Source organism: Streptomyces monticola (genome assembly GCF_042665355.1).
GTDB classification, from domain to species: Bacteria; Actinomycetota; Actinomycetes; order Streptomycetales; family Streptomycetaceae; genus Streptomyces; species Streptomyces monticola.
This window is the reverse complement of record NZ_JBHTCF010000001.1, coordinates 275,134-297,733: the sequence shown is the minus strand read 5'-3', so window position 1 is coordinate 297,733 and position 22,600 is coordinate 275,134. Positions and strand designations below refer to the sequence as shown.

Genomic DNA, 22,600 nt, shown 5'->3' with positions numbered 1-22,600 from the left:
CCTCGCTGAGCGTCTATGTCCTGAAAACATCAGGCTTACCGCATCATATGCTGTTGTTCCCTGCCGCTTTCGACGCCTCGATCCGAGCCCGGCCGCACCGTGGACGACGGGCCACGCCTGATCGAGGAACGGCAGGTCACGATGGCCCGGGAGGACGGCGCAGACGGGGAGGGCGCAGACGGGTGCGGCACCGACGACTGTGGCGAAGGCGACAATGGCGCCATGGAGACCACCACCCTCGTAGTAGACGCCGCCAACACCATCGGCTCCGTCCCCGACGGCTGGTGGCGTGACCGGCGCGGGGCGGTCGAGCGGCTGCGGGATCTTCTCGTTCCGTATGCCGCCGACGGCATTCCCGGGCACCCCGGGCCCCTGGACCTCGTCCTCGTCGTGGAGGGGGCGGCCCGTGGGGTCGAGGGGGTGCCCGGGGTGCGGGTGGAGGCGGCGGGCGGGAGTGGGGACGACCGGATCGTGGAACTGGTCGCGGCCGCCGGTGCGCCGTGTGTGGTCGTCACGTCCGACCGTGAACTGCGGCGCCGGGTCCAGGAGTTGGGGGCGCGGTGTGTGGGGCCGCGCACCGTTTACGGGGCGTGACTCAGCCCAGTGCCTTGACCGCCTGGTAGTACGTCCACGCCAGGGAGTTGCAGGCGGCCTTCTGCACGCTGCCGAGGGGAGCGCAGACCCGCTTCAGGTCCTCGTAGAAGGCGCTGTCGAGGCGCGCCTTGTTGGCGTCGAAGGTGCCCATGGCCTTGTAGTTGCGGTAGCCGAAGTCGTGGCGGGCGCAGGAGAGGTTGAACTTGAAGCCCAGGGGGTTGTCGGGCGAGGACGAGCAGTAATCGGTGGACCAGTCGAAGCCGTACGCGGACCAGGCGCCCTGGTTGTTGCGGGCGGATATGAAGGTGTTGTAGCTGGAGGAGCTGGTCTGCGTCCAGGACGCGAGCACCTGCGGCTTGTCCGCGGGGGCCGCGGCGGCGGGCGAGGTGAACGCCACGGTGGCGGTCAGGGCGGCGGCCGGGATACCGAGACCTCTGACGACACTACGGTTCATGGGTTCCTCCGAGAGCGATACGGGATGCGGCTCCTGAGGGGTGTTCAGGAGCCGGATCAGTCTCGGAGCGGGGCTCACAGCCTCGCCGGAGCACGACTGGAGTGTCCGGGCGGCGGCGAACCGCGGTGGAGGGAGCGGGAGTCGGGGCGGCTGCCGGGCGTTCAGCGCATCCGCGCGTACAGGACCGCCCCGTCCACCACCCCCGCCCGCTCGTACCCCGCCGCCAGAATCCTCCTCAGCGACGGCGTCTCGTCCGGCGCGAAGGGCTTGCCGCGGGAGTCGTCGACGATGAGGGCGGGCGGGTCGGAGGTCAGTTCCTCGCGGAAGACCGGCCAGGCGCCCTCCACCGCGTACTTCTCCCCCACCTGCGGGCCGTTGCGGCCGCCGCTGTAGTTCGTGAGGAAGCCGGCCGTCAGATAGCGGGAGGCGGGGGCGCGGTCGGCGAGCCAGTACGTCTCCGGGTGCATGCCCCACACCAGGACCCGCTCGCCTGGCTCGGTGCGGGACTTGACCGTGGCCGCCACCTTCTGTGCATGTGCCAGTTCGGGGCGGGGGGCCAGCAGGCCCCAGGCGAGGAAGAGGACACCGGCGCACGCGGTGGTCAGCAGGGCCGTCGGGAGCCGGTCGCGCGGCAGGATCTGCAGGGCGGCCGTGCCCAACAGGGCGAGGGCCGGCACCAGTTGCAGGTAGTAGTGGCCGAAGAAGTGGAAGCCCAGGGTCACCGCGAGCGCGGCGGAACCGAGCCACAGCCAGAGCTCCACCGCGCCGGTGCGGGCGATCCGCAGGACGCGGGCCACCGGCGGCAGGATGCCCGCGCAGGCCGCACTGAGCAGCAGGGAGTTGGTCAACGCCCGTGACAGTACGTGGAGTTCGGAGCCGGTGAAGGAGGCGTACGCGCCCGAGCCCGTCGCCGTCCAGAAGAGGAAGCCGGAGGGGCCGGTGGCCAGGGCCACGGCGATCACCGGCAGCGCCCCACCGGCCGCGAGGCGCCATCCGGCCGCCCGTGGTGCCCCGCACCGCCACAGGAGCCACAGCACCGGGACGAGCACGGCCCCGCCCGTCTGCTTGGCCAGGAAGGCCGCCGCGACCGCCGCGCCGCACCACGCCCAGCGGCCCCGGTCGGCGAGCCACATGGCGGCCGCCGTCGCCGGGAGCATAAAGACCTCAAAGGTGGCGGCCTGCGTGTCCTCGGGATTGAGGCCGATGGAGAGGAGGAGATGGAGGGCGCCCGCGGTGCGGCCGGCCGGGTCGCCCCAGCGGCGGCGGGCGAGGGAGGCGAGCAGCAGGGCCGTCAGGAGCTGGGCGAGCACCGCGCACACCTTGAGCGGCATCAGGGACTCGTCGCCGAACAGCGCGAAAGCCCCCTGGTACAGCCAGGGCACCAGCGGTGGCTTGCGGTCGACGACCGTGTCGTACAGCTCGCCGCCGGAGGCCAATATCCGTGCCTGGACGGCGAGATAGCCCTCGTCGGGGTTCCACAGCGGCCACCGGAAGGAGGGCAGCCGGGTGACACAGGCGAGCAGGGCGAGGGCGGCGGTGAGACGGATCCAGTAGCGCCGGCGGCCCGGGGCGGCGGTGCCAGAACGCTCCGTGCGGGGGCGCGGCAGCGGCAGCGTGGGCACGGAGCGTGGTGAGGCGGAGGGCTCGGCGAGCATGAGCGTCAAGGTATCCGGCCCCGCAAGCCCTGACGGAGCAGGACATACGGGGCCGTGTCGTCGGGCGGAAACTGCCTCTCAGTAACGGTGAGTTACCCTCGGCCGGTCAGGAACTGCCGTCCGGTCGCGAGCGGTTCTCGCCCGTCAGCGGACGACCCGCAGCCGCAGTCACAGCCGCAATCGCAGTCGCAGGCGCAGCCGCCGCCACAGGCGCAGCCGCAGCCGCAGCTGACGTACGGGAAGTCCCGCGGGCGCCTAGTCCTCCTCCGCCGGGCGCGGCGGCAGCTGCTTGCCGAGACGGCTGTGGCCGCGTCCGTACACGAAGTAGATCACCACGCCGAGGACCATCCAGACGCCGAACCGCAGCCACGTCTCGGCGGGCAGATTGAGCATCAGCCACAGCGAGGCGAGGACGGAGAGGGCCGGCACGAGCGGGACCAGCGGTGTACGGAAGGAGCGGGGCAGGTCGGGGCGCTGCTTGCGCAGGATCACCACACCGATGGCGACGACGACGAAGGCGAACAGCGTGCCGATGTTGACCAGTTCGGCCAGTTCGTCGATGGACGTGAAGCCCGCCACGACCGCGACCACGACGCCGAGCAGAATCGTGGAACGGTACGGGGTGCCGAACTTCGGGTGCACCTTGGAGAAGGTCTGCGGCAGCAGCCCGTCGCGGCTCATCGCGAAGAAGACCCGGGTCTGGCCCATCAGCAGGATCAGGCAGACCGTGGTCAGGCCGACCGCGGCGCCGAAGCTGATCAGGCCGGCCCAGAAGGGATGCCCGACCGCCTTGAAGGCATCGGCGAGCGGGGCGTCCGTGGACAGCTCGGTGTAGTGCTGCATACCGGTGACGACCACCGATACGGCGACGTACAGGAGCGTGCAGATGAACAGCGAGCCGAGGATGCCACGGGGCACGTCACGCTGCGGATTGCGGGTCTCCTCCGCCGCCGTGGCGACGATGTCGAAGCCGATGAACGCGAAGAACACCACGGCCGCGGCGGTGAAGATGCCCATCACGCCGAAGTTCGTCGGCGCCCAGCCGAACATCAGCTGGATCAGCGGGGCGGTGATACCGCTCGCCGCGTCGGTGGACTGCGACGGCGGGATGAAGGGCTTGTAGTTGGAGCCGGTGATGAAGAACGCGCCCACGATGATCACGAGCAGCACCACCGTGATCTTGACGGCGACGACGACGGCCGTCACCCGCGACGACAGCTTCATGCCGGCGACCAGGATCGCGGTCAGCAGCAGCACGAGCAGACAGGCGAGCAGGTCGAACCCGAAGTCGCCCTCGTGCGTACCGCTCAGGGCGTCCGGCAGATGGAGTCCCGCGGAGTCCATCAGCGAGCGCAGATAGCCGGACCAGCCGACCGCCACCACCGCACAGCCCAGGGCGAGTTCGAGGATCAGGTCCCAGCCGATGATCCAGGCCGGGAGCTCACCGAGCGAGGCGTACGAGAAGGTGTACGCGGAGCCCGCGACCGGCACCGTGGAGGCGAACTCGGCGTAGCAGAGCGCCGCGAGCGCACAGACCAGGCCAGCCACGACAAAGGCCAGGGCGACGGCCGGGCCCGCCGTCTCCTTGGCGATCTTGCCGGTGAGGACGAAGATTCCGGTGCCGATGATCACGCCGACGCCGAAGACGGTGAGGTCCAGGGCGGAGAGCGATTTCCGCAGTGCGTGTTCCGGCTCCTCCGTGTCCCGGATCGACTGCTCGACGGTCTTGGTGCGGAACATGCCGCTGCCGTTCGGACTTCTGCTCACGGACGTACTCCCTTGATGGTGGTCCTCGCCATGATCGGGAGGTAGGGGGGCGTGCCGGAGCCGGTATGCCCGCTGAGCAAGGGGTTTCACACGAAAGGCCCGGCCCGACCACCCGTAGGGGGTGCTCGGACCGGGCCTTCGCTGACACCGGGGCCCCGGCGCGGGGCCGGGCACGGTCATTCGGACCTGTGCGCACGTGCGGGGTCAGTCGCGGGCGCGGGCGCGGGGTCAGTCGCGGGCGGGCTCCACGGCGCCGGCCGCGTCGCTCTCGTAGCGCCCGTCGAGCTTGGCCACGAGACCGGTGACCTGGCGTGCGATGTCCGGCGCGGTGAGCCCGATCTCGGCCATGACCTCCTTGCGCGAGGCATGGTCGAGGAAGCGCGGCGGGATACCGAAGTCCCGCAGCGGTACGTCCACACCGGCGTCGCGCAGGGCCTGTGCGATGGCCGAACCGACGCCGCCCGCACGGCCGTTGTCCTCGACGGTGACGACGACACGGTGCTGCTCGGCCAGCGGCGCGAGTGCCTCGTCGACCGGCTTGACCCAGCGCGGGTCGACCACGGTGGTGGAGATGCCCTGCTGGTCGAGGAGCTTGGCGATCTCCAGGCACATCGGCGCGAGGGCGCCCACCGAGACCAGGAGCACATCGGGACGGTCCGCGCCGGCCTTGCGCAGTACGTCCATGCCGCCGACCTTGGCGACCTCGGGCACGGCCGGGCCGACCAGGCCCTTGGAGTAGCGGACCACGGTCGGGGCGTCGTCGACCTCGACGGCCTCGCGCAGCTGGGCGCGCAGCTGCTGTGAGTCGCGCGGCGCGGCGAGCCTGAGCCCCGGCACGCACTGCAGGATCGACATGTCCCACATGCCGTTGTGCGAGGCGCCGTCGGTGCCCGTGACACCCGCGCGGTCGAGCACGAAGGTGACCCCGCACTTGTGCAGGGCGACATCCATGAGCAGCTGGTCGAAGGCGCGGTTGAGGAACGTGGCGTACACCGCGAAGACCGGGTGCAGACCGCCCGTGGCGAGACCGGCGGCGCTCACGGCACCGTGCTGCTCGGCGATGCCCACGTCGTAGACGCGGTCGGGGAACTCCTCGGCGAACCGCTTCAGGCCCACCGGCTGCAGCATGGCCGCCGTGATCGCGACGATGTCCTCGCGCTCCTTGCCGAGCGCGACCATCTCGTCGCCGAAGACGGAGGTCCAGTCGGCGCCGGACGCGGCCACCGGCAGACCGGTGTCGGGGTGGATGACGCCGACCGCGTGGAAGCGGTCCGCCTCGTCCTGGACGGCGGGCTGGTAGCCGCGGCCCTTCTCGGTGAGGCAGTGCACGATGACCGGGCCGCCGAAGCGCTTGGCGCGCTGCAGCGCGGACTCCAGGGCCTCGATGTCATGCCCGTCGATCGGGCCGACGTACTTCAGGCCGAGGTCCTCGAACATGCCCTGCGGGGCGATGAAGTCCTTCAGGCCCTTCTTGGCGCCGTGCAGGGTCTCGTAGAGCGGCTTCCCGACGACGGGGGTGCGCTCCAGGAGATCCTTCCCACGGGCCAGGAACCGCTCGTAGCCGTCGGTGGTACGCAGAGTCGCCAGGTGGTTGGCGAGTCCGCCGATGGTGGGGGCGTACGAACGCTCGTTGTCGTTGACCACGATCACCAGGGGGCGGTCCTTGGCGGCGGCGATGTTGTTCAGCGCCTCCCAGGCCATACCGCCGGTGAGCGCGCCGTCACCGATCACCGCGACGACGTGGTCGTCCTTCTTGAGGACCTCATTGGCCTTGGCGAGACCGTCGGCCCAGCCGAGCACCGTGGAGGCGTGGCTGTTCTCGATCACGTCGTGCTCGGACTCGGCCCGCGACGGGTAGCCGGACAGGCCGCCCTTGGTCCGCAGCTTCGCGAAGTCCTGGCGGCCGGTGAGCAGCTTGTGGACGTACGACTGGTGGCCGGTGTCGAGCAGCACCTTGTCCCGCGGGGACTCGAAGACGCGGTGCAGGGCGATGGTGAGCTCGACCACTCCGAGGTTCGGTCCCAGGTGACCGCCGGTCTTGGAGACGGCGTCGACGAGGAAGGTCCTGATCTCGGCCGCGAGCTGGTCCAGCTGCTCATGGCTGAGCCGGTCCAGATCACGCGGTCCCCTGATACGGGTCAGCAGTCCCACCCGTGCCTCCAAGCTTTGGTTCGGTAGAGCTGTTCGAGCTTTGCCGGATCTGTCGAGTCTAATGTTCCGCCCGGGATGACCGCCGTCGGGTGGGTCACCCATTGGGCCGTACGGCTCGCCGGCCGCGGCTCGGTGCCGCGTGTGGGGCGCTTGCCGGGGGCGATCGCCGGACGGGCCGGGAATACAGCCCGTGGGGCCCGTGGGATCCCGTGCGGCCCGTGGGGAAGAACACGGCCGTGCCCGGCAGCCGGGGACGAACCCCGGTGCCGGGCACAGACGGGTGACGCTACGCGCGACCCGCGGTCTTCTGCGTACGCCGGGACACCGAGTCGATGACCACCGCGGCGAGCAGCACCGCGCCGGTGATCATGAACTGGATCTCGCTCGCCATACCAAGCAGGTTCAGCCCCTGCTGAATGGACTGCAGCACCAGCATGCCGAGCAGCGCCGACCACACCTTGCCGCGGCCGCCGAAGAGGCTGGTGCCGCCGATCACCGCGGCGGCGATGACCAGCATCAGGGTGTTGCCCGAGCCCAGGTTCTTGGTCGCACCGCCGGACAGCGAGGCGATGAACAGGCCGCCGAAGGCCGCGAGCATGCCGGAGATCGCGAAGACCGTGATCCGGATCCGGTCGACATTGATACCGGCGCGGCGGGCCGCCTCCGAGTTGCCGCCGACCGCGAAGACCTGGCGGCCGAAGGTGGTGCGCCGGGCCACGAAGTCCGCGACGAGCAGGACGGCCAGGAAGAGCACCAGGGCGAGCGGCAGACCGCGGGAGCCCTCCAGCTCGTTCAGGACGTACGCGGCGGCGAGGACCAGGACCGCGACGACACCGGTGCGCAGCACGATCTCGCTCATCGGGCGGGCCGGCAGGTCGGCCGCCTTGCGGCGCTTGCTGTCGAGGAGCAGCGAGGCCGCGTAGGCGAGGATCGCGACGACCGCGAGGCCGTAGGCCGCGGCCTTGTCCTCGAAGAAGTAGCCGGTGAGGTTCTCCACGACGCCGCCGGTGGGCGCGTTGATGCTGCCCTCCTTGCCCATCAGCCAGATCTGCAGACCGCTCCAGCCGAGGAAGCCGGCGAGGGTGACGACGAACGCCGGCACGCCGATCTTGGCGAAGAAGAAGCCGTGCAGGGCGCCGATGACCGTGCCGCACAGGACCGCGACCAGGACCGAGGGCCAGTCGCCCCAGCCGTTGGTGACATTCAGGACCGCCCACACCGCGGCGCCCATGCCCGCCACCGAGCCGACCGACAGATCGATCTCGCCGAGCAGCAGGACGAAGACGATGCCGACGGCCATGATGCCGAGGCCGGAGGTGAAGACCGCGATGTTGGTGAGGCTGCTGGCCGACAGGAAGCTGTCGTTCTGCGCCTGGAAGACGACCGCGATGATGATCAGGCCGATGACGACGGGCAGGGAGCCGAGCTCACCGCCGCGTATCTTCCGCTTGAACTCGGTCCAGTAGCCCTTGAGGCCTTCCTCACGGACGAGGAGGCGGGGGTCGACGGCGGGCACGGGGGCGGCGCCGGTGTCGACGGCTTCCTTCGAGGCGGAGAGCTCCTCCGGTGCCGCGGGGGCTTCCGGCGCCTCGGGGGTGTTCTTCTTGAGGTCGCTCACTTCGCGTCCTCCTTCGTGACCGTGCTGTCGTCCGTGGCGCCCGCGCCGTTCGCGTCGGTGCGCGCCTTGCGGCGGGTCACGGCGTTGTCCGTGGCGCCGGTGATCGCGGCGATGATCTCTTCGTGGCTGGTGTCCGCGACCGGGAAGACCCCGTTGTTGCGGCCGAGGCGCAGGACCGCGACACGGTCCGCGACGGCCTGGACGTCGGCCATGTTGTGGCTGATGAGGATGACGGCGTGGCCGCGCTCGCGCAGCCGCTCCACGAGGTCGAGCACCTGCGCGGTCTGCTCGACGCCGAGGGCCGCGGTCGGCTCGTCCAGGATGACGACCTTGGGGTCGCCGACCAGGGCGCGGGCGATGGCGACGACCTGGCGCTGGCCGCCGGAGAGCGCGGCGACCGGGATCCGGACGCTCGGGATGCGGATGGAGAGCGTGTCCAGGAGTTCCTTGGCGCGCTTCTCCATGGCGATCTCGTCCAGGACGGAGGCGCGCCGCACCTCGCTGCCGAGGAAGAGATTGGCGACGACGTCGAGGTTGTCGCAGAGCGCCAAGTCCTGGTAGACGGTGGCCACTCCGAGGTCCTGGGCGTCGTGCGGCCGGTTGATGCGGACCGGCTTGCCCTCCCACTCGATGTCGCCGTCGTCGATCGGGTGGACCCCCGAAATGGTCTTGACGAGGGTCGACTTGCCGGCGCCGTTGTCGCCCACGAGGGCGACCACTTCACCGGCGTGGATCTCCAGGTCTACGTCCGTGAGCGCCTGGACGGCGCCGAACCGCTTGGAGACTCCGCGCAACGCCAGCACGGGCGTAGCGGACACGTGAATCATCTCCTTCGCCGCCTGATCCGGCGGGGATGGTGCGCGGGTACGGGTGCCTCGTCGAGCGAGGCCCGCGTACACGCGAGGGCTTGCGAGAGGTGCGGGGGCTGCGGCGGCCCCGAGAGGCAGCCGGAACCGTGGGAGCTGTGAGGGGAGTCCGGCGCCCGCCCGTCACTGGCGGGGTGGAATGCGGCGCGCGGGCACCGGACCGGTAGGAGACGCGGCAACGGATGCCGTGGCGGGCTGTGCCCAACCACCTTGCCGCAGGCGGGAGTTGCCCGGAACCGGGACTACTTGATTCCCGCCGCGTCGCAGGCCTTCTTGAACTCGGCCGTGCAGATCTCGCTCGCCTTGTAGACCTTGTCCTTGAGGATCGTGCCGGCGATGTCGTCCTTGGTCACGACCTGGGCGTCGTACAGCTGCGCCGGGGTGCCCTTGAACTCACCGCTGATCGAGTCGACCTTGGTGGGCGTGAGGTCCTTGAAGTCCTTGCCCTGCAGCAGGCGGACGGCGATCTCGGCGGTGGTCTCGGCCTCCGGCTTGATCTGCTTGTAGATCGTGAAGGACTGCTTGCCGCTCAGGATGCGCTGCAGACCGGCGAGTTCGGCGTCCTGGCCGCCGACCGGGACCTTCACACCGCGCTTGTCGAGGGCGGTGATGATGCCGCCGGCCATGCCGTCGTTGGCGGAGTAGACGCCGTCGAAGCCGTCCTTGCCGAGGGAGTCGATCGCGGCGGCCATCTTCTTGTTGGCCTCGTCCGGCGACCAGTCCGGGATGTCCTGCTCGTAGACGACCTTCTTGACCTGCTTGTCGAGGACGCTGTGGGCGCCCTTCTTGAACAGCGGGGCGTTCGGGTCGGTCGGCGAGCCGTTGATCATGACGACATTGCTGTCCTTGGCGCCGTCACCGAGCGCCTTGACCAGGCCCTCGCCCTGCAGGCGGCCGATCTTCTCGTTGTCGTAGGACACATACGCGTCGAGCGGGCCCTCGGCCAGACGGTCGTACGCGACGACCTTGACACCCTGGTCCTTTGCCTTCTGCACCCAGGACTTGGTGGCCTTGTAGTCGACGGAGTCCAGGATGATCACCTTGACGCCCTCGGTCAGCAGCGCCTCGAACTGCTTCTTCTGGGTCTCGGTGTCCTGCGCGGCGTTGTTGTACTTGACCTTGCAGTCGGAGCACAGCTCCTTGATCTTGCCCTCGATGATCGGGCGGTCGAAGGTCTCGTAACGCGTGGTCTTGTTCTCCGGCAGCAGCAGACCGATGGTCTTGTTGTCGCCGCCGCCTCCCTTTTCGCCGTCACCGGCCTTGCCGCAGGCGGTCATCGCCAGTGCCATGGAAACCGTCGCGGTGCCTATGACGACGCGGCGCGTCAATGCGTTCATTCGGGGTGCCTCCCTGACGAGGCCGCGTCGTTGCGGCCGAGGTGGCTGGAAGTCAACTCGGCCGCACGAGCAGCGTCAAGGAGTAAATCCTTAACGAGATGACAACGGTGCCATTCGTTATCTAAGTGAAGGCAGGTGCCTGTGCGGAGAGCGTGCCGTCAAGAAGTGTCGAGTCGCCCATCTCGCTGAGCGCGAGGGCCAGGGCGCCCAGGACCTCGGCCCGCCCGCCGAGCGCGCCGGGAAGCACCGACAGCTTTCGTGCCGCACTGGGGATGGCGTAGCGCCCCACGGACTCCCTGATGGGCCCGAGCACCAGCTCACCGGACTCGGCGAGATCCCCGCCGAGCACCACCCGCGAGGGGTTGAGCAGATTGCACAGATTGGCGACACCGCTGCCGATGTGCCGGCCCACGTCGGCGATCACACGCCGGCACCCGGGGTCGCCGTCGCGGGCGAGCCCGACCACCTTCTCCATGCTCAGACCGGCGCCGTGGCTGGACTCCAGGAGCGGCAGCACATAGCGCGCGGCGGTGAAGGTCTCCAGGCAGCCGCGGTTGCCGCAGCGGCACACGGGCCCGGACTCGTCGAGCGTGATGTGCCCGATCTCGCCCGCGGTGCCGCCGGGCCCGCGGTAGATCTGCCCGTTGATGACGAGGCCCGCGCCGACACCGCTGGCGACCTTGATGTACGCCAGGTCCTTGACCCCGCGGCCGCTGCCCCAGACGAGCTCGCCGAGCGCGCCGAGGTTGGCGTCGTTGTCGACGTACACCGGCACTCCGAGCCGGGCGGAGAGCTCCTCGCCCGGGTTGGTGCCCTGCCAGCCCGGCAGGATGGCGGTGGACCCGAGCGTGCCGGTCTCCACATCGATCGGGCCCGGTACGCCGAGCCCGACCCCGGCGACCTTGGACCGGTCCACGCCGCTGGCGTCGATCAGCCGGCTGACCAGCTCCTCGGCCCGGTCGAAGCCCTGCGCCGCCGAGGCGTCCACATCGAGCGGCTCGGCCTCTTCGGCGAGGACCTGGTGGGCGAGGTTGCCGATGGCGACGCGCAGATGCGTATGCCCGAAGTCGACCCCGACGACCAGGCCCGCGTCCCCGCTGAGCGAGACGCTGCGGGCCCGCCGGCCCCCCGCGGAGGTCGGCGTCACCTCGACGGTGCCGCTGTCCTTCAGCTCCCGGACGATATTGGAGACCGTGGCCGCTGACAGGCCCGTCGTCCTGGCAATCTCCGCCTGAGTGAGCGATCCCGCCATCCGCACGGCCCGCACGACCCGTTCGAGATTGGCCCGGTGCAGCGACGACTGCGACCCCGGAGTCTCCACGACGACCTCCCTTGCCGGGGCCGCTTCGCTGGGGCCCCGACGCCCTATACAACTAATGAACTCTAAGCAGAGCCTCCCGGGTTACTCCCCGTCAAGGCCTTGAAGAGAACGGGCTCCACCAGCCCTGATTCCGTACATACCAGTCCACCGCCTCCTTCAGACCGCCGGAAAAATCCCTTTCCGGGCGATACCCGAGCTCGGTGCGGATCTTGGAGTCATCGAGGGAGTAGCGAAGATCATGCCCCGGGCGGTCGGGAGCGTGGGTGATACGGCTGCGATCGGCGCCTAGGAGTTCGAGCAGGGCATGGGTCAGTTCGAGGTTGGTGCGCTCGGTGCCGCCCGCGATGTGGTAGATCCCGCCGGCCCGGCCACGGGTTCTGACCAGCTCGATGCCGCGCACATGGTCGTCGACGTGCAGCCAGTCGCGGACGTGGCGGCCGTCACCGTAGAGGGGGACGTCCTGCCCGTTCAGGATGCGGGTCACGAACAGCGGGATGATCTTCTCGGGGTACTGGCGGCCGCCGTAGGTGTTCGTGGAGCGGGTGATCCGCACGTCCAGGCCGTGGGTGCGGTGCATGGCCAGGGCGAGCAGATCGGCGGACGCTTTGCTCGCGCTGTAGGGGGAGTTGGGGGCGAGAGGTGCGTCCTCGCTCCAGGAGCCGTGCGCGATCGATCCGTACACCTCGTCGGTGGAGACCAGGACGACAGCGCGGCCGTGGCGCAGGGCGGCGTCCAGGACGGTCTGCGCGCCGAGGACGTTCGTCCGCACGAAGGTGGCCGCGTCCTCGATGGAGCGGTCGACATGGGACTCGGCGGCGAGATGGACGACCTGGTCGTGGGCGGCCACGAGCCGGTCCACCAGGGGCGCGTCACAGACGTCGCCGTGGACGAACTCGACGGTGTCCAGGGGCAGATCGGCCGTGCTGCCCGCGTAGGTCAGGGCGTCGAGGACCGTGACGCGGGGAGCGTCGGCGGCGCCGGCCAGGGCCCGCACATAGTGCGAGCCGATAAAGCCGGCACCGCCGGTGACCAGGAGGGATGCGGGTGTCGTACGGATGCTCACCCGTCCCAAAGTAACGGACCGCGGGCCACGCGGCCGGGGCGCGCTACTTCAGCGCACCCGCCGTCAGACCCGACTGGACCTGTCGCTGGAAGATGAAGTAGACGATCAGGACCGGGAGCATGGCGATCATCATGCCCGCCATGAGGGCGCCCCAGTCGTTCTCGTAGCCCTGTTGCAGCGCGATCATCGCCAGGCCCTGGGTGAGGACGTACTTGTCCTCCTGCTGGTTGAGCACCATCGGCAGCAGATACTGGTTCCACTGGCCCAGGAAGTTGAAGATCCCGATGCTGATCAGTCCGGGCTTCGCCATCGGCAGCATCACCTGGAAGAACGTCCGGGTGTGCGAGGCGCCGTCGATCATCGCCGCTTCCGCGATCGAGTGCGGCAGCGTTCGGAAGAAGGCCGTCATGAAGAAGACCGTGAACGGCAGCGAGTAGGCGATATAGACCAGGATCAGGCCCTGGTACGTCGCGAGGAGCGAGGTTCCCGGGAAGTCCCGCAGGACGAAGAAGAGCGGGATCACCAGCATGAAGACCGGGAAGGACATACCGGCCACGAACAGGTAGTAGATGAGCCGGTTGCCGGGGAACTGGAAGCGGGCCAGGACGTACGCCGCCATGGAGCCGAGCACCATGGTGCCGATCACCGAACCGCCCACCACGATAGCGGTGTTGATGAAGTACTGGCCCATGTTCGCCTTGTTCCAGGCGTTGGCCCAGTTCTCCCAGTGGAAGACGGTGGGCAGGCCCCACGGGTCGGTGAGGATGCCGTTGCTGTTCTTGAAGGAGCTCCAAAGGACCCAGAGCAGGGGCACGCCCACCATCAGGGCCCACAGGACCAGGAAGCCGTGCGAGAAGACGTTGAGCACGCCGCCTTCGCGGGAGCGGGCGTCCTTGGGGCCCGGCTTCTCGCTGGTTTTCTTCGGAGAAGGGGAGTCGTGCTTCTCCACGGTGTCTATGTCGGTGGTCATCCGCGCGTACCCCTAGAACTCGATCCGCTCACGCCGCGCGAAGCGCATGGTGAGCACTGCGAAGGTCATCGTGACAATGAGCATCGCGACGCCCATCGCGGATGCGTAGCCGAACTGGCTGTCCCGGAACGCCGTCTGGAAGAGCCGCAGCGGCATGACGTCGGTCGCGCCGTCCGGACCGCCCATGTTCACGGACATGATCTGGACCAGGGCGAAGGCGTCGAGGGCGATGATGCCCATGTACACCCAGCCGGTCTGGACGGTGTCCCACAACAGCGGGAGGGTGATCTTGAAGAAGGTGTCGAAGCGGCTGGCGCCGTCGAGCAGCGCGGCCTCGTAGATGTCCCGTGGGATCGAGGCCATCGCGGCGGAGAACAGCACCACGTAGAAGCCCACATGGCCCCAGACCATGACCGCGCTGATGCACAGCAGGGCGATGCTCTTCTCGCCCAGCCAGGAGTTCTGCAGACCGTCGAGTCCCACGGTGCCGAGGAGGCTGTTGAGCATGCCGTCCTGCGGGTCGGGGTTGTAGATGTTGAACCAGATCACCGCGATGATCGTGACGGAGATGACCTGCGGGAAGAAGAAGACGAACTTGTAGAGCTTGGAGCCCGTGACGCCGGTGATGACCTCGTTCTTACGGCGCTTTCCGCCGACATTGAGCATGAAGGCGAAGAACAGGCCGAGGCCGAGCGTGACGATCGGGACGCCGACCAGCATGTAGACGTTGTGCCGCAGGGCATTCCAGAACTCGTCGCTGTTCCACAGCCGTTCGAAGTTCTCCAGGCCGATGAACCTCGCCGTTCCCACCAGACCCGACCAGTCGGTCATGGAGATCTGGAAGGCCTGGACGAACGGCGAGATGACGAAGATGCCGTAGACGATCAGAGGCAGGGCCAGGAAGCCCACTATGAATCGGTATTTGCCGTGTTGCATGGTGCTTCCCGGCCCTTCCCTCATTTTCCGCGGGGTGAGTACAGCTGTGTCAGGAAGAGCGCTTGAACTTCTTGATCGAGTCGTCCTTCTTGACCTTGTCGCACTCGGCCTGTGCCTTTTTGATCCACTCGGCGGCCTTGATGTCACCGGTGAGCAGCTGTCCCGTGAGACCGCCGAGCTTCTCGTCGGTGAGCGCCGGGTACCACTCCTGCAGCTGGATGCTGATCAGGTTCTCGCCCGCGGCCTCGAAGACCTTGCTGGCGGAGTCGAGTCCCGGCGAGAGGGTCATTCCCTCGGTGGCGCCCTGCACACAGGTCAGCGACTTCACCTTCTTGGCGAAGTTCTGCGCGTGCTTCTTGGAGAGCATGATGCGAAGCAGTTCCATGCCGCCGACCGGGTTCTTGCCGCCCTTGGGCACGATGAACGGCTCGCTCGGCTCGGCGCGCAGCGAGCCGTGCGGCATCGCGTCACCGGAGCCGCCGTCGAAGAGCTCGCCGACGGACATCTGGTAGCCCTCGGGCGTGGTGGGCGCCGACTCGTTCTCGACCCAGGAACCGTTCGGCAGGAACACCGCCTTGTTCTGGTTCCACTTGGTCTGCGACTGGATGTGGGTCAGGCCCTGGCTGCCCTCGAGGAAGTACTTCTTGGCCGCCAGCTCCTCGTAGAACTCGACGACCTGCTTGACCGCGTCGTTGTCGGTCCAGGCGCCGTCCTCGAGGTTGTCGATGGCGATCCACTTGTCCATGCCGCCGATCTTGGCGATCTGGGCGAAGAGGTTGAAGTGGACGTAGTACGGATACTTGCCCGGGTACGTCCAGGGCGCGATGCCGGCCTTCTTGATGTCGCCGCAGAGCTTGACCATCTCGTCGAGGGTCTTCGGGTACTCCCAGCCCTTGTCGTCGAGGAGCTTCTTCGAGTACCAGGTGCCGTAGATGGTGAAGGCGTAGTACAGGACGTCGAAGGCGTCGTCGTGCTTGCCCTTTTCGAGGGTCGCGGGGTGAATCAGTTCCCGGACCTTCTTCTTCGGGTCGTCGAGCGAGCCGGCGTCGAGCAGGACGTTGAGGTCCTGCAGCTGGCCCTGCGAGGACAGCTTGTTCATGTCCAGGTGGTCGGCGCCGGAGTTGTCGATGACGTCCGGCGGGTTGCCGCCCGCGAAGCGCGGGGTCAGCTTGGGCCCGACCTGCTGGGTGCCGGTGTGCTTGACCGCGGCGCCATAGGTCTTCTTGTAGTCCGCCTCCGCGTCCTTGGCGTACTGGTCGCCGAGGCCGCCCTTGAAGATGAACGCCTCAAGAGGAGCGCCCTTCTTCACACCCAGGGGGTTCTTCTCGGTGGTCTTTCCGCCGCCGTTCTTGTTGTCCTTCTCGTCGCCGCCGCCACCGGTGGCACAGGCGGAGAGAAAGCCCATGGTCGGAACGGAAATCAGGCCGATGGCCGCCGACCGCTTGATCAAGTCGCGTCGCCCGAGGCCCTCTTGACCGTGCTGCTCTGAAGTGGATCCCATGCTCAAGTCCTCGCCTTCTCCAGGACTCAGGCGGTGAACCGGATCCTCCCCGGCACCGCGGTGTGGTGAAGCTGGGGTCGTGCGATATGTCTCCGGGACCGGCCGGATAGATGGCAGTTGAAGCCTTTTTACTGCTCCCCCGCCCTTCCCCGCCCCCGGGTCACGCGGCCGTTCGAACGGCTACGCAGACGCCGACAGGTATAGTCCACTCCCCTTCAACTGAGCAAGATCGAATGCAGGTTTGGTCGGGCATCTTTCCCGAGTTGAGACCTCGCGCGGACCCCGCACGCAGCCTCCCCCGGCAACCCGCCTGCCATCAGTGGACTTTCGTACGCGACCACCTGGACTTTTCCGCGGCGGCGCGAGGGGATTCCGGGGCGGAGTGAAGGGGCAATTCCGGTCCCGGCCGGGCGGCGTTCCGGCCCGCACGGCACTCCGCCCGGCCCGCGGTGCGGGCGGGCCGCGGGGGCGGCTTTCCCCTCGCCCGGCGCCCGCTCCGTCCACGGTGCGGCGCGCGCGGGCGGCCCGGACGAGGCCATGGGCGAGCGCCGTACCCCCCGCCCGCGACACCACTCTTCAACACCCTTGCCGCACACCCCACTTGACGCCTTTACTGGACCTTGCGCAGCGAGATGACAACGTTGTCCAGCTCTCCTGGAGGCCCCCGCATGAAGAGTCAAGCCCGGCGCAGATCCCGGCAAAGACCTCTGGCCGCCGTTCCGGTGGCGGCCCTCGTCCTCGTCGCCGCCGCTCAGGGCGCCGCGACGGCGGAGCCCCAAGCACCACGGGCGGACCGGGAGTTCACCTCCTCCTTCGAAGCGGGACAGACCGCACCGGACTGGAACAGCACCGCCGAAACCACCCCGGACGGCAAGAAGAAGGCCTCCGGGGTCGACGGCGCCTACAGCAGCGGAATCCCCGGCAATGTGACCGACCGGGTGAGCGAGGTCCGGGCCAGCGACGAGAACACCGGGTCCGGGGAGATCAAGGAGAATCTCACCGACGGCGAGGCCACCAGCAAATGGCTGGCCTTCGCGCCGACCGCCTGGATCGAATACGACCTGGCCGAACCGGTCAAAGTCACCAAATACGCGCTGACTTCGGCCAATGACCACCCCGAGCGCGACCCCAAGGACTGGACCCTGAAGGGCTCCACCGACGGCAAGGAGTGGAAGACCCTTGACTCCCGCCCTGCCGAGAGCTTCGACAAGCGGTTCCAGACCAAGGTCTACGACTTCACGAACGACACCGCGTACGCGCACTACCGCCTGGAGATCACCGCCAACAACGGCGCGGACGACGCCACCCAGCTCTCCGACCTGCAGATCTCCGACGGTCGCAGCGACCAGCCCGCACCCGAGGACATGCTCGCCCTCGTCGACCGCGGCCCGAGCGGCTCGCCGACCGCGAAGGCGGGCGCCGGGTTCACCGGCAAGCGCGCCCTGCGCTACGCCGGCACGCACAAGCCGGACGGCCGCGCCTACTCGTACAACAAGGTCTTCGATGTCGATGTGGCGATAGCGCGTGACACCGAACTCTCCTACCGCGTCTTCCCGTCCATGCCGGAGCCGGCGCCCGATCTGGGGTACGCGGCCACCCATGTCTCGGTCGATCTGGCCTTCACGGACGGCACCTATCTGAGCGACCTGGGGGCCACCGACCGGCACGGCGGTCCGCTCACCCCGCAGGGCCAGGCCGCCGCCAAACGGCTCTACGCCAACCAGTGGAACCATGTCGCCTCCGGGATCGGCCGGGTCGCGGCGGGCAAGACCGTCGACCGGATCCTGGTGGCGTACGACTCCCCCAAGGGCCCGGCGAAGTTCCGCGGCTGGGTCGACGACGTGGCCCTGAAGCAGGTGAAGCCGGAGCGGCCCAAGGCGCATCCGTCCGACTACGCCTCCACCACGCGCGGCACCAACTCCAGCGGCGGCTTCTCGCGCGGCAACACCTTCCCCGCGACGGCCGTGCCGCACGGCTTCAACTTCTGGACGCCGGTGACCAACGCGGGCTCCCTGAGCTGGCTCTACGACTACGCGCGCGGCAACAACGCGGACAATCTGCCCACGGTCCAGGCGTTCAGCGCCAGCCATGAGCCGAGCCCGTGGATGGGCGAGCGGCAGACGTTCCAGGTGCTCCCTTCGGCCGCGTCCGGCACTCCTGACCTGGACCGCAAGAAGCGCGCCCTGCCGTTCGAGCACGACAACGAGGTGGCGCGCCCGCACTACTACGGCGTGGAGTTCGAGAACGGCATCAAGGCCGAGATGACACCGACCGATCACGCGGCGATGATGCGCTTCAGCTATCCGGGCGACGACACGAGCGTCCTGTTCGACAACGTCTCCGACAAGGCGGGGCTGACCCTCGACAAGGACAAGGGCGTCGTCACCGGCTACTCGGACGTCAAGAGCGGTCTGTCCACCGGGGCGACCCGGCTCTTCGTGTACGGCACCTTCGACAAGCCCGTCTCCGGCGGCGGTTCGCAGGGCGTGAAGGGACATCTGCGGTTCGATGCCGGCAAGGACCGTCAGGTCACCCTGCGCCTGGCCACATCGCTGCTCTCCATCGACCAGGCGAAGGCCAATCTGGACCGGGAGATCCCCGAGGGGACGTCCTTCGAGCGGGTCAGGAGCGCGGCCCAGAAGCAGTGGGACGCGCTGCTGGGCAAGGTGGAGGTCGAGGGCGCGACCCCCGACCAGCTGACGACCCTCTACTCCAGCCTCTACCGGCTCTATCTCTACCCCAACTCCGGCTTCGAGCAGGTGCGTACGGACAAGGGGCTCGTGAACCGCTACGCCAGCCCGTTCTCGCCGCAGACCGGACCCGACACCCCGACCCACACCGGCGCGAAGATCGTCGACGGGAAGGTGTACGTCAACAACGGCTTCTGGGACACCTATCGCACCACCTGGCCCGCGTACTCCTTCCTCACCCCGAAGAAGGCGGGCGAGCTGGTCGACGGGTTCGTGCAGCAGTACAAGGACGGCGGCTGGATCTCGCGCTGGTCGTCGCCCGGCTACGCGGACCTGATGACGGGCACGTCGTCGGATGTCGCGTTCGCCGACGCGTATGTGAAGGGCGTGGACTTCGACGCGAAGTCGGCGTACGACGCGGCCCTGAAGAACGCCACGGTGGTGCCGCCGAGTTCGGGCGTGGGCCGCAAGGGCATGGAGACCTCGCCGTTCCTCGGCTATGCGAGCACCGAGACGCACGAGGGTCTGTCCTGGTCCCTCGAGGGCTGTCTCAACGACTACGGCATCGCGCAGATGGGCCGGGCCCTTTACGAGAAGACCGGCGAGAAGCGGTACAAGGAGGAGTCGGAGTACTTCCTCGACCGCGCCCGCAACTACGTCAAGCTCTTCGACTCCAAGGCCGGTGCGGGACAGGGCAGTCCGGGCTTCTTCCAGGGGCGTGATCTGAAGGGCGACTGGCGCGTGGAGTCGTCGAAGTACGACCCGCGCATCTGGGGCCACGACTACACCGAGACCAATGGCTGGGGCTACGCCTTCACCGCCCCCCAGGACTCCAGGGGCCTGGCGAATCTGTACGGCGGCCGGGACGGTCTGGGCAAGAAGCTCGACACGTACTTCTCGACGCCCGAGACCGCGTCGCCCGAGTTCGCCGGTTCCTACGGCGGCGTCATCCACGAGATGACGGAGGCCCGTGACGTTCGCATGGGCATGTACGGGCACAGCAACCAGGTCGCGCACCACGCCACGTACATGTACAACGCGGCGTCGCAGCCCTGGAAGACACAGGAGAAGGTGCGCGAGGTCCTCTCGCGGCTCTACACCGGCAGCGAGATCGGCCAGGGCTACCACGGCGACGAGGACAACGGCGAGCAGAGCGCCTGGTATCTCTTCTCCGCGCTCGGCTTCTATCCGCTGGTGATGGGCAGCGGGGAGTACGCGATCGGCTCGCCGCAGTTCACCAAGGCGACCGTACACCTGGACGGCGGACGGAAACTGGTGGTCAAGGCGCCGAAGAACAGCGCCGGGAACATCTACGTCCAGGGCCTGAAGGTCAACGGCAAGCGGTGGACGTCAACGGCCCTTCCGCACAAGGAGATCGCCCGCGGCGGGACCCTGGAGTTCGACATGGGCCCGAAGCCGTCGCGCTGGGGCACGGGCAAGGACGCGGCGCCCGTCTCCATCACCCGGGACGACAAGGTGCCGGCGCCGCGCGAGGACGCCGTCAAGGGCGAAGGGCCGCTCTTCGACAACTCCTCCAAGACGGACGCGGAGGTCGCCTCGGTGAATCTGCCTGTGGCGGGCGGCACCCGGGCAGTGCAGTACACGCTCACCGCTTCCGACCGCTCAAAGGCCCCCGAGGGATGGGTCCTTGAGGGCTCCGCGGACGGCGACAAGTGGACTGTTCTGGACGAACGGGACGGCCAGTCCTTCGCCTGGGACCACCAGACCCGGGTGTTCTCGGTGTCCGATCCCGGTGCGTACCGCCACTATCGGCTCGTTCCGAGCGGAGCTGCGACACTTGCGGAGGTGGAGTTGATCTCCGAATGACCGTGGGGCGGAAGGGACCGTACGTATGAACCGCAGGACCGAGTCCCCACCGAGCGACGCTCCCCCGCCCACGCTCATAGCCCCTGCCCCTCCCTCTCCGCGGCCCGCGGAGAGGGAGGCGGCCCCCGGCCCCGGCCGTCTCGGCCGTGGCATACGCGCGACGCTCGACGCCGGTCAGCGGCTTCGCGCACTGCGGCGCCGGCCCATGGCGGGCGCCGTCCTGCTCGCCGGGTGCGGGCAGCTTGCCCTGATGCTGCTGCTCACCCGGGAACTCCCCCTTGTGACCTCGTCATCGCCCGACCCCCGCCTTGTCGCCCTGTGGCTGGTCCTGCTGACGGTCCTGCTCATCGTGGGTCATCTGGTGCTCGGCGTGACCACGGTCGTGCTTGCCCGCGCGCTCGGCGGCCGCGGCGGGCTGCACCGCACCCCCGGGATACTCGGTGTCCTCGGCCCGCTCGCCTCGGCCCCCGTGCTGCTCGGCGGGTTCCTCGTGACGCCGGACAGCACGGTGGCGCACACCCTTCGCTGGGGCTTTCTCGCCCTGCTCGCGGTCCAGCTCACCCGACATGTCCTGCGCACCCAGGAGATCCCCTGGGGCCGGGCCTTCCTCGCCTGTTCGCTCGCGCTGACGGCGGAGTACGTGCTCGTGCAGAGCACGGTGACCCAGACCGCGGCGTCCTAGGAGCGCGCCTTCGCCGTACGCCGCACGGCCCGGATCAGCGCCTCCGTCCCCGCCACCGCCTTCGAGCGGGGGCAGCCGACATTCAGCCGCACATGTCCGGGCGCTCCGTACGACGTTCCCGGCATGATCGCGACCCGCTCGCGTTCGATCAGCTCGCGCTGCAGCGCGTCATCGTCCACACCGAGCGGACGCAGATCGATCCAGGCCAGATAGCCGGCCTGCGGGGGCTGCCAGTCCAGCTCGGGGAAGGCGGCGGCGAGGCGGCCCTCGACCATCCGCAGATTGCCTGCGACGTACGAACGCAGCGCGTCCAGCCATGCGCCGCCCGCGCGGTACGCGGCGATGTGGCCGACGACCGACAGGACAGCGGGCGAGGAGAGCCCGTCGGCCTCCTTCAGCTGCCGCAGATACGCGTCCCGTGACCGCGCGTCCCCGACGATCCCGTAACTCCCGGTCAGGGCAGGGATGTTGAAGGACTTGGAGGCCGAGGTGACCACCGCCCAGCGGCCGCTGCCGAAGCGGGCCCACGGCAGGTGCGGCCGGTGGGCGAGATCGGCGTGGATCTCGTCGCTGATCACCGCGACGCCGTGGCGTGCGCACAGCTCGGCCGTCCGCTCGAGCTCCGCCGCCGTCCACACATGCCCGGTCGGGTTGTGCGGGGAGCAGAGCAGCAGCACCGAGGTGTCGGGCAGCGCGAGCAGCCGCTCCAGTTCCGTGAAGTCCCCGACGGGGCAGGGGCGCAGCTCGCGGCCCTGGGCGGCGATGGTCTTGGGGAAGGCGTCGTACGCGGGGGTGTGCACGACCACGCCGTCCCCCGGCGCCGACCACAGGCGCAGAAGCTGGGCGACCTGGTAGATCACCGAGGGCCCGTACACAATCGATCCGGGGTCGACCACGGTGTCGTAGCGGGTCGCGAACCAGTGGGTGACCGCCGACAGGAAGTCGTCGTGGCGCCAGCGCGAGTAGCCGAGGACACCGTGGCCGAGGCGGGCGCGCAGGGCGTCGAGCACCTCGGGCGCGGTCTCGAAGTCCATGTCGGAGATGGTGAACGGCAGCAGGTCCGGGACGCCGAAACGGTCCTCGACGTAGTCCCACTGGGTGCACCAGGTGCCGTGCCGGTCGACGACGCGGTCGAAGTCGTAGGCGCTCTCGTTCGCGGCGGTCATGG

General features: G+C 68.8%; 16 protein-coding genes. 3 read left to right on the top strand and 13 right to left on the bottom strand.

Annotation, left to right across the window (positions count from 1 at the left end; all coding sequences use genetic code 11):
• Positions 1 to 222: 222 nt before the first annotated feature.
• Positions 223 to 594, top strand: coding sequence for a PIN domain-containing protein (locus ACFQVC_RS01195; RefSeq protein ID WP_381825424.1), 372 nt, complete (start codon positions 223 to 225; stop codon positions 592 to 594).
• A 1-nt stretch (position 595) separates the two neighbouring features.
• Here ACFQVC_RS01195 and ACFQVC_RS01190 read toward each other — a convergent pair whose 3' ends face one another.
• The 12 genes from ACFQVC_RS01190 to ngcE form a co-directional block, all read right to left on the bottom strand.
• On the bottom strand, positions 596 to 1,048 hold the full coding sequence (locus tag ACFQVC_RS01190) for a phospholipase (RefSeq protein WP_381825422.1): 453 nt from the start codon (positions 1,046 to 1,048) through the stop codon (positions 596 to 598).
• Positions 1,049 to 1,209: 161 nt separating this feature from the next.
• Complete coding sequence (locus tag ACFQVC_RS01185; RefSeq protein WP_381825420.1) at positions 1,210 to 2,703, bottom strand: glycosyltransferase family 39 protein; 1,494 nt, start codon at positions 2,701 to 2,703, stop codon at positions 1,210 to 1,212.
• 255 nt (positions 2,704 to 2,958) lie between these two features.
• Positions 2,959 to 4,443, bottom strand: a complete 1,485-nt coding sequence (locus ACFQVC_RS01180; RefSeq protein WP_381827026.1) for an amino acid permease — start codon at positions 4,441 to 4,443, stop codon at positions 2,959 to 2,961.
• Positions 4,444 to 4,698: 255 nt separating this feature from the next.
• A complete protein-coding gene (dxs, locus tag ACFQVC_RS01175; protein ID WP_381825418.1) occupies positions 4,699 to 6,621 on the bottom strand; it encodes a 1-deoxy-D-xylulose-5-phosphate synthase in 1,923 nt (640 codons plus the stop codon).
• Positions 6,622 to 6,907: 286 nt separating this feature from the next.
• A complete protein-coding gene (locus tag ACFQVC_RS01170; RefSeq protein ID WP_381825416.1) occupies positions 6,908 to 8,239 on the bottom strand; it encodes a sugar ABC transporter permease in 1,332 nt (443 codons plus the stop codon).
• The gene (locus ACFQVC_RS01165) at positions 8,236 to 9,066 is read right to left on the bottom strand and encodes an ATP-binding cassette domain-containing protein (protein ID WP_381825414.1); all 831 of its coding nucleotides are present in this window, start codon (positions 9,064 to 9,066) and stop codon (positions 8,236 to 8,238) included. The genes ACFQVC_RS01170 and ACFQVC_RS01165 overlap by 4 nt, the downstream gene beginning before the upstream one ends.
• Before the next feature lie 281 nt (positions 9,067 to 9,347).
• On the bottom strand, positions 9,348 to 10,442 hold the full coding sequence (locus ACFQVC_RS01160; protein ID WP_381825412.1) for a substrate-binding domain-containing protein: 1,095 nt from the start codon (positions 10,440 to 10,442) through the stop codon (positions 9,348 to 9,350).
• Between the two features lie 121 nt (positions 10,443 to 10,563).
• Positions 10,564 to 11,763: an ROK family transcriptional regulator gene (locus ACFQVC_RS01155; protein WP_381825410.1), complete on the bottom strand. Its 1,200-nt coding sequence runs from the start codon at positions 11,761 to 11,763 to the stop codon at positions 10,564 to 10,566.
• Positions 11,764 to 11,854: 91 nt separating this feature from the next.
• A complete protein-coding gene (rfbB, locus tag ACFQVC_RS01150) occupies positions 11,855 to 12,826 on the bottom strand; it encodes a dTDP-glucose 4,6-dehydratase (RefSeq protein ID WP_381825408.1) in 972 nt (323 codons plus the stop codon).
• 43 nt (positions 12,827 to 12,869) lie between these two features.
• Positions 12,870 to 13,796, bottom strand: coding sequence for a carbohydrate ABC transporter permease (locus ACFQVC_RS01145; protein WP_381825406.1), 927 nt, complete (start codon positions 13,794 to 13,796; stop codon positions 12,870 to 12,872).
• A 12-nt stretch (positions 13,797 to 13,808) separates the two neighbouring features.
• Positions 13,809 to 14,732 carry a carbohydrate ABC transporter permease gene (locus ACFQVC_RS01140; RefSeq protein WP_381825404.1) on the bottom strand — a complete coding sequence of 308 codons (924 nt, stop codon included), beginning with the start codon at positions 14,730 to 14,732 and terminating at the stop codon, positions 13,809 to 13,811.
• Positions 14,733 to 14,781: 49 nt separating this feature from the next.
• Positions 14,782 to 16,233, bottom strand: coding sequence for an N-acetylglucosamine/diacetylchitobiose ABC transporter substrate-binding protein (gene ngcE / locus ACFQVC_RS01135; protein ID WP_381825402.1), 1,452 nt, complete (start codon positions 16,231 to 16,233; stop codon positions 14,782 to 14,784).
• A 668-nt stretch (positions 16,234 to 16,901) separates the two neighbouring features.
• Between ngcE and ACFQVC_RS01130 the strand changes: the two genes are divergently transcribed.
• A complete protein-coding gene (locus ACFQVC_RS01130; RefSeq protein ID WP_381825400.1) occupies positions 16,902 to 20,750 on the top strand; it encodes a GH92 family glycosyl hydrolase in 3,849 nt (1,282 codons plus the stop codon).
• A 25-nt stretch (positions 20,751 to 20,775) separates the two neighbouring features.
• Positions 20,776 to 21,432 (top strand): hypothetical protein, encoded by a 657-nt coding sequence (locus ACFQVC_RS01125; RefSeq protein ID WP_381825398.1) that lies wholly within the window; start codon positions 20,776 to 20,778, stop codon positions 21,430 to 21,432.
• Here the strand turns inward: ACFQVC_RS01125 and ACFQVC_RS01120 are convergent.
• Positions 21,429 to 22,598 (bottom strand): MalY/PatB family protein, encoded by a 1,170-nt coding sequence (locus tag ACFQVC_RS01120; protein WP_381825396.1) that lies wholly within the window; start codon positions 22,596 to 22,598, stop codon positions 21,429 to 21,431. The two genes, ACFQVC_RS01125 and ACFQVC_RS01120, sit on opposite strands and share 4 nt — an antisense overlap.
• Positions 22,599 to 22,600 lie beyond the last annotated feature (2 nt).

Excerpts from the sequence above, each read along its gene's own strand:
- ACFQVC_RS01195 (WP_381825424.1), top strand. The coding sequence starts at position 223 with ATGGAGACCACCACCCTCGTAGTAGACGCCGCCAACACCATCGGCTCC.
- ACFQVC_RS01190 (WP_381825422.1), bottom strand. The coding sequence starts at position 1,048 with ATGAACCGTAGTGTCGTCAGAGGTCTCGGTATCCCGGCCGCCGCCCTG.
- ACFQVC_RS01185 (WP_381825420.1), bottom strand. The coding sequence starts at position 2,703 with ATGCTCGCCGAGCCCTCCGCCTCACCACGCTCCGTGCCCACGCTGCCG.
- ACFQVC_RS01180 (WP_381827026.1), bottom strand. The coding sequence starts at position 4,443 with ATGTTCCGCACCAAGACCGTCGAGCAGTCGATCCGGGACACGGAGGAG.
- ACFQVC_RS01165 (WP_381825414.1), bottom strand. The coding sequence starts at position 9,066 with ATGATTCACGTGTCCGCTACGCCCGTGCTGGCGTTGCGCGGAGTCTCC.
- ACFQVC_RS01160 (WP_381825412.1), bottom strand. The coding sequence starts at position 10,442 with ATGAACGCATTGACGCGCCGCGTCGTCATAGGCACCGCGACGGTTTCC.
- ACFQVC_RS01145 (WP_381825406.1), bottom strand. The coding sequence starts at position 13,796 with ATGACCACCGACATAGACACCGTGGAGAAGCACGACTCCCCTTCTCCG.
- ACFQVC_RS01140 (WP_381825404.1), bottom strand. The coding sequence starts at position 14,732 with ATGCAACACGGCAAATACCGATTCATAGTGGGCTTCCTGGCCCTGCCT.
- ngcE (WP_381825402.1), bottom strand. The coding sequence starts at position 16,233 with ATGGGATCCACTTCAGAGCAGCACGGTCAAGAGGGCCTCGGGCGACGC.
- ACFQVC_RS01130 (WP_381825400.1), top strand. The coding sequence starts at position 16,902 with ATGAAGAGTCAAGCCCGGCGCAGATCCCGGCAAAGACCTCTGGCCGCC.
- ACFQVC_RS01125 (WP_381825398.1), top strand. The coding sequence starts at position 20,776 with ATGAACCGCAGGACCGAGTCCCCACCGAGCGACGCTCCCCCGCCCACG.
- ACFQVC_RS01120 (WP_381825396.1), bottom strand. The coding sequence starts at position 22,598 with ATGACCGCCGCGAACGAGAGCGCCTACGACTTCGACCGCGTCGTCGAC.